This is a genomic window from Corallococcus sp. CA049B (genome assembly GCF_003611685.1).
GTDB lineage: Bacteria > Myxococcota > Myxococcia > Myxococcales > Myxococcaceae > Corallococcus > Corallococcus coralloides.
Genome location: NZ_RAWC01000108.1, coordinates 21352 through 28597, shown reverse-complemented (window position 1 = coordinate 28597; position 7246 = coordinate 21352). Strand labels below are relative to the sequence as shown.

Here is a 7246-nt window from a genome sequence, read left to right as displayed (position 1 = left end):
GTGTTGACGGACGCGGGGCTGGGGCCCGGCGGCCTCATCCCGGAGGAGTGAGGCCGCTCTGCTGGCCAGTGAGCACGGCCCCGCCCGGCCGCGGCTGAATCAGGGGTCGGCGCTGGTAATCTTGAAGGCTCGGTACGTCAGCATCCTTTCGGGAGACGCGATGAACGGCGCGAACGACGGACGACCCGGCCAGCCCTCTGCTTCCTCCGAGGACGAGGCGTCGCAGCCGGACGGCGAATCCGATGCCGGGGGCCTGGAGGCCCGTCCGAAGTCGAAGCCCATCTACGTGTTGGAGGGCAACACGCTGAGGACGCGGCTGACGCGCGAGCTGGGCATCCACTATCCCTTCGTCGGAGCAGGCATGGCGTTCGTGTCCCTGCCTCCGCTGGTGGTGGCGGTGTCCGAAGCGGGCGGCCTGGGAATGTTGGGCACGGCGCCGGAGCCGCCGGGAGTGTTGGAGGCGCGGCTGAAGGCCATCCAGGCGGGCACGCGGCGGCCCTATGGCGTGGACTTCATCATGGACAAGCTGGAGCCCCAGGGCTTCACGACGCGGGACCACGTGGACACGTGCATCGCGGCGAAGGTGCCGGTGGTGGTGTTCCACTGGACGTTGCCGCCGCGCGAGTGGATTCAAGCGCTGCAGGCCGCGGGGACGCGGGTCTGGGTGCAGGCAGGCACGGTGGAGCTGGCGAGGCAGGCGCTGGACGCCGGGGTGGAGGGGCTCATCGCCCAGGGGCGGCAGGCGGGCGGGCGCAACCTGGGCAGCACGCCGACGTTGGAGCTGCTGAAGGAGTTCCGGAAGCTGACGGACGCGGTGCCGGTGCTGGCGGCGGGAGGCATCGCGGACGGGTTCAGTGCGGCGCGCGCGCTGCATCACGGCGCGGACGGCGTCTGGGTGGGCACGCGGCTGGTGGCGTCGGTGGAGGCGTACGCGCATCCGCTCTACAAGCAGCGGCTGGTGGACGGGGACGCGGGCGACACTGCGATGACGACGTTGTTCGGGCCGGAGTGGCCGGGCAAGCGCATGCGGGTGATCCGCAACCGCGTGGTGCGCGAGTGGGCGGGGCGCGAGTCGAGCGTGCCGGCGAAGACGGAGTCGGAGGCCATCGGGACGACGCGACTGTTCCCGGGCGTGCTGGACGTGCAGTACGTGATGCCGAAGTTCAGCTCGTTCTTGCCCACGCCGGACACGCAGGGTGACCTGGAGGAGATGAGCCTCCCGGCGGGAGGCGCGAGCATGGCGCGCATCGACACCGTGCAGCCCGCCGGGCAGATCGTCGTGGAGATGATGGAGCGGGCCCGGCGGTTGTTGGAATCGCCGGAGGGGTTGGATGAGGCGGACGAGGAGGACCGGGGTTAGCGCGGGGGGAAGCGCTGTTCGAGGCGGTCTTCCCAGTCGTCCAGTGCGGACTTGGCCCCCGCGTAGTCCTCTGCGTTTCGCGCGTGGTTCGCGGACTGCTCGATCGTGTACAGCGAGTTCCTCAGCGCCGTGGATTCTGGACTGCCCGCGCTCCTGCGGTGCAACTCCGCGCGAAGCCTCTGGATGCGCTGACGAAGTTCCTTCTTCTCCCGGGCGAACTTGCTCCGGGGCGGAGTGGGCCCGGGAGACGTTGGTTCAGGAGACGTTGGTTCAGGAGGCTTGGGTTCAGGAGGCTTGGGCTCAGGAGGCTTGGGCTCGGAAGGCTTGGGCTCCACTGGCCCCGCGTCGAGTGCGGTTTCGAGGCGAGGCGGCTCGGATGGCGGCACGGCGCGGAGCCGGATGACGCCGGCTCCCACGCTCAGCAGTACCAGCGCTCCGAGCAACGCCCAGCCGAAGCCCGGAGGTTGGCGGATGGCCTTGAGTGCCTCCTGCGTGCTGGGCGTATTGCTGTCACCCGCCGGTAGCGGGATCTCGGTCTTCGTGAGGGATGGGGCGCGAGGAGGCGAGCGCAGCGGGATGCGCTTCAGTTGCTCACGCACGGCTTCGGCGGAAGGGGGCCGTGACGCGGGATTCTTCGCGAGGAGCTGGAGCACCAGCGCGTCCACTTCGTGTGGCAGTCCCGGGATGCGCGACGAAGGCAGCGGTGGCGCCTGCTCCAGGTGCGCGAACATCACCTGGACGGACTCGCCCTGGAAGGGGCGCACGCCGGTGAGCAACTGGAACATCAGCACGCCCACCGCGTAGAGGTCGGTCGCCGGCCCCACGGTGTCGCCGCGGATCTGCTCGGGCGCCATGAACTCCGGCGTGCCGATGACCATGTCATCCGCCGTCAGTGGCTTGTCGCGCGACTCCATCAACTTCGCGATGCCGAAGTCGACCAGCTTCACGGCGGCCGGAGTCGATGGCGCTTCCACGATGAAGACGTTGGGTGGCTTCAGGTCGCGGTGCACCACGCCTGCGCGGTGTGCGGCACTCAGCGCGGAGAGCATCTGGTCCATGACCCAGACGACAGACTCCAGGTCCATGGGGCGCTTCGCGCGGACGAAGTCGGAGAGCGCCCGTCCCTGGAGCAACTCCATGATGACGTAGGGACGCTCATCCGGGAGCGTGCCAAAGCCGAAGATGTCGATGATGCCCGGATGCCGGACGGCATTGACCGCGCGGGCCTCCACCAGCAGGCGCTGCACCTGCTGCTGCGACACCATCTCGACGCGCATGACCTTGATGGCGACCTGCTTGCCAATCAGCGGGTGCACGGCGCGGTACACCACGCCCATGCCGCCCGCGCCGATGCGCTCCTGGACGACGAACTCACCCAACTGCGAACCCAACAAAGGATCCGGTGGCGCACTGACCCGCGATGGGGACCGAATGTTCTGGGTGGCATCGCTTGGAGAAGAGCGGGGGCTTTTCATGGGGGGCGCTGGCGCGCGAACCATAGGCACGCGCTCCCAAGGCTTTCAAACATCCGCTGGTCGGCGGATCCCGATGTGGAGGATCTCCTGGGACGGCCTGACCCATGGGGTCGTGTCTGACTTCCCATGGGGAAGAAATGATCAGAGGGCGTAGCGTGTCTTCAGCTCCTCGAACCACTTGTCCATTTCTTGTTGGAGCGCCATGCGCTCCGTGGCGGTCAGTTCCTGAGAGGCACGCTCATGGAAGCGCAGGAGCTGCCATTCCATATCCAAAGAGCTACGAGCGCCCGCTGTTCGGCGTAGGAACTCACGGGTGAGATACTCCACTCGGTTCGCAAGCCGCGCCTCTTGGGGCGTCGTTCTTCGCAGTTCCGGCAGGGGACCGAGGGGATGCTGTCCCGACGTCTGCTCCGAAGGAGACGCAGGGGCAGGTCGTGGCTTTGGCGGACCGACCAGGGATGGCGCGATGGCGATCGGCGCTTCGGCGGGCAATTCCCGCCATTGATCGAAGCGCTTTTCCCATTCGTAGGCACCCGTAGTGACGTCGGTCCTTTCGGTGGCGGTGCTGGCGTTGGTGGCCTGGCGCATGAGCCACATCAGATCGTCTAGAAGCTCCTTGGGAGGACTCCCCTTCGGGCTCGGGGCATGGACCTTGTTGAACAGCTTGGTCAGCCGGTCTGCCAGGGCCTTCTGGGTCGAGGTGTCCCTGGGAAGCTCGGGCATCGCGGCACGGGGCGCGGCGCTTGTTGAAACAACGGGGGCTGGCGTCGGTGTCGCCGTCTGGGACGGAGCGGTTGGCGCCACGAAGGGCTTGCCTTCCGACTCTGTGACATCGGTCACAGTGGCCTTGCCCTGGGCCACGATGGGCTGCTCCGGAGTCACCGCGGGGATGGGCTCCGGCAATGACGGTGTGGCGACCTTGGGCTTGTAAATGGTTCTTCCCGTGCGAGAGGGCTGGGAATGAGACCCTTCCTCCTCATGCTCGGGCGGAGCATCTCCGACCTTCCCAGCAGGCTCTTCCTCCTTCTTGGAGCGTGCGGGCACGGTGGTGGCTACGTCCTGGAGAGTTTCCGGAGTGGACTGCTCGACGCGAACTTCGTTCGTAGGCTCGGTTTTGGGCTTGAGTTCAGGCTTGGGCGCAATCTGCGTGGGGACCGCTTCATCCGGAGCAACCGGGTGGCTCAGCCACCACGCTCCAGTCCCCAGTCCCACGAGCAACGCCGCGCCGCCCAGCATCCAGCCCCGGTGCAGTGGACGCCGGAGGGTCTGGAGCGTCTCCGTCCCTGAGTCTTCAGCACCCGCAGCCGCGACCGGCGCACGAGGGGGCACACGGGCCTCGGCGGGCTTGGACACAGGGGCCTGGCGCTGCGTGGACGCCTTGGGCTTCAGGCCTGGGGGCCTTGCGAAGGGTTGGGTGCGCGACTCCGCGGGCACCCGCTGAAGCTGCTGCTGCACGGCCTCGGCGGAGGGTGGGCGCAGGGCGGGGTCCTTCGCCAGCAACTGGAGCACCAGTGTGTCCAGCTCCGGGGGAATCCCCTCCGCGCGCGAGGACGGGAGCGGGGGGACCTTGTCGACATGGGCGAACAGCACCTGGACGGGATCGCCCTGGAAGGGCCGCACGCCGGTGAGCATCTGGAACGCCATGATGCCCAGTGCGTAGAGGTCCGTCGCCGGGCCCACCGTGCCGCCGCGGATCTGTTCGGGCGCCATGAACTCGGGCGTGCCCAGCACGGAGCCATCGAGGGTCGTCGGACTCTCCCTGTTCTCCAGCAGCTTGGCGATGCCGAAGTCGACCAGCTTGATTGTGGGCGCCGCGTTCGGTGACTCCACCATGAACACGTTCGCTGGCTTCAGGTCCCGGTGCACGACTCCCGCCCGGTGTGCCGCCCCCAGCGCTGAGAGGATCTGATCCAACATCCAGAGGACGGTGGGCACGTCCAACCGCTTCTGGTCAGACATCAGCTCGGAGAGAGGCCGGCCCTCCAGCAGCTCCATCACGACGTAGGGGCGCCCATCCGGAAGCTTGCCGAAGCCGAAGATGTCGATGATGCCCGGGTGCCGGATGGCATTCACCGCACGGGCTTCCACGAGCAGCCGCTCATGCACCCGGGGAGAGACGAGCTCCGCGCGCAGCACCTTGATGGCGGCCTGCTTACCGATGAGGGAATGGGTGGCCCGGTAGACGACCCCCATCCCTCCGGCGCCGATCCGCTCCTCGACGGTGAAGTCACCAATCTGTGAAGAGAGCAGCGGATCCACGAGAGGCGTGGTCTCCGCCGATGCGGTCTTCCGCAGGGTGAGCGTCGCCCCGTCGGGATTGGAATGACGGTGGGTTTTCATGGGGGGAGTTCGCGCGGACCATAGCCGCGCATTTCCCCTGATTCCAAACAACCCACCAGCTTGGGGTGGTGGCGGGTCGCGAATGACTGCCGGGATGTAATTCCATACCCGCCAGGGATTGGCGAAGGCTTACTTTGGCAAGCGTGCCTTCAGTCGCTCCTCCCAGTCGTACAAGGCTTGGTATAACGCCGTGCGCTCGGTGGCGGTTTCGGCCTTCGCGGCCTCCGTGTAGAGGCCGACCAGCTTCCGCGCGAGGTCCGGCGCGACGTCCTGGCCCTTCGTGCGTTTGCGCAGCTCCGCGACCAGCTTGTCCAATCGCTGGGCGAGCCTCTGCTCGGACACGTTGGTCCGGGGCAGGGTGGGCAGTGAGGGCAGCACGAGTGGCGGGACCTTGGGCATCTCCGGGACGACGACCACGGGCGGCGCGTCATGCAAGGCGATGCGCTGGGTCAGTTCCTTCTCGATGCCATCCAGCGCGGCATGGATCCGCGCGCGCTCGGCCTCCGTTGTCGCGTCCGCGGCGGCCCGGTACTGGTGGATCAGCTTGCCGCGCAGCTCGCCTTCCTCGTCCACGTCCTTCGCTCGCGCCCGCTGTTGCTTGAACAACCCGGACAGCCGCCGCGCCAGCTTCTTCCCTGACGCCGTCGTGAGCGGCAGCGGAGGCAGTCCTGTCTTCACCTCCGTCTCCGTCTCCGGCGTCTCTTCCTCGGGCGCCTCCGGTTCGGGCTCGGCTGTCACGACCGGATCCGGCGCGGGTGGCACCACCGGATCCGGCGCCTTCACCACGGACGGAACCGGCATGGGCAGACGCTGCTCCACCTTGGGCGGCGCCTCCGCGGGCCGCGTCATCCACCATAGCCCCGTGCCCAGCAGCGCCACCCCCGCGACCGCCGCCGCCGCGAGCGGCGCCACCTTCCGGCGATCCGCGAGCCCAGGCGGCCGGGGCGCAGTAGGAGACGTGGGCTCCTCCCGCTTCGGCTCCACCGCCACGGGAGGTCCCAGCGCATCCGGAGGCCGCTCCAGGGACAGCGTCTTCAACCTCTGCCGCACCTCCTCCGCGGAGGCAGGCCGCTTCGCCGGAGCCTTCTCCAACAAGTGGAGCACCAGCGCGTCGAGCTCTGGCGGAATGCCCTCCACCTTCGACGAGGGCGGCGGCGGTGCCTGTTCGACGTGCGCGAACAACACCTGCACGTTGTCTCCCTGGAACGGACGCGCGCCGGTGAGCATCTGGAACGCCATCACGCCCAGCGCATACAGGTCCGTGGCAGGGCCCACCGCGCCGCCGCGGACCTGCTCCGGCGCCATGAAGTCCGGCGTCCCCAACACGGAGCCGTCCGCGTGCGTCAGTCCCTCTTGCGACTGCAGCACCTTGGCGATGCCGAAGTCGACCAGCTTGAGCATGGGCGCCGCGTCCGGCCGCTCCGCCATGAACACGTTCGCCGGCTTCAGGTCGCGGTGCACCACGCCCGCCCGGTGCGCCGCCCCCAGCGGCGAGAGGATCTGATCCAACATCCAGACCGCCGTCCCCACGTCCAGCCGTCCCCGCGAGCGCAACACCTCCGCGAGCGACTGGCCCTGGAGCAGCTCCATCACCACGTACGGCCGCCCGTCCGGCAATGACCCGAAGTTGAAGATGTCCAGGATGCCCGGGTGACGGATGGCGTTGACCGACCGTGCCTCCACCAGCAACCGCTGCGCCTGCTCCGGCGACATCAACTCCGCGCGCAACACCTTGATGGCGGCCTGCTTGCCAATGATGGGGTGCTCCGCCCGGTACACCACCCCCATCCCACCCGCGCCAATGCGCTCCTGGATGATGAACTCACCCAGCTGCGCCCCCAGCAGCGGATCCGCCTTCGGCGCCGCGGGTGCCACCGCCATCGGCACCTCCCGCTCCGTCGGCGCCCGGTGTGCCCCCGTCTCCGGAATTCTTCGCGTCTTCATGGAAAAGCTCGTTTTGCGCTGACAGTACCGTGAGCCCGGGGACGCCGTCGCGTGCACTGGGGGCTTGCCGGTTGTTTGCTCGTCTGCCAGCCGACGCGGAGCTCCCCGTACTTCCAGTGAGGCGGTC

Annotated in this window: 4 protein-coding genes; 1 reads left to right on the top strand and 3 read right to left on the bottom strand. The window is 68.2% G+C overall.

What is annotated here, in order from left to right; translation table 11 throughout:
* The first annotated feature begins 121 nt into the window (after window positions 1–121).
* Window positions 122–1360 (top strand): nitronate monooxygenase family protein, encoded by a 1239-nt coding sequence (locus tag D7W82_RS22765; RefSeq protein WP_233587879.1) that lies wholly within the window; start codon window positions 122–124, stop codon window positions 1358–1360.
* Here the strand turns inward: D7W82_RS22765 and D7W82_RS41035 are convergent.
* From D7W82_RS41035 to D7W82_RS22745, 3 genes are all read right to left on the bottom strand, one after another.
* Window positions 1357–2751 (bottom strand): serine/threonine-protein kinase, encoded by a 1395-nt coding sequence (locus D7W82_RS41035; protein WP_233587878.1) that lies wholly within the window; start codon window positions 2749–2751, stop codon window positions 1357–1359. The two genes, D7W82_RS22765 and D7W82_RS41035, sit on opposite strands and share 4 nt — an antisense overlap.
* Before the next feature lie 225 nt (window positions 2752–2976).
* Window positions 2977–5175: a serine/threonine-protein kinase gene (locus tag D7W82_RS22750; protein WP_120620357.1), complete on the bottom strand. Its 2199-nt coding sequence runs from the start codon at window positions 5173–5175 to the stop codon at window positions 2977–2979.
* Between the two features lie 129 nt (window positions 5176–5304).
* The gene (locus D7W82_RS22745; RefSeq protein WP_120620356.1) at window positions 5305–7119 is read right to left on the bottom strand and encodes a serine/threonine-protein kinase; all 1815 of its coding nucleotides are present in this window, start codon (window positions 7117–7119) and stop codon (window positions 5305–5307) included.
* Window positions 7120–7246 lie beyond the last annotated feature (127 nt).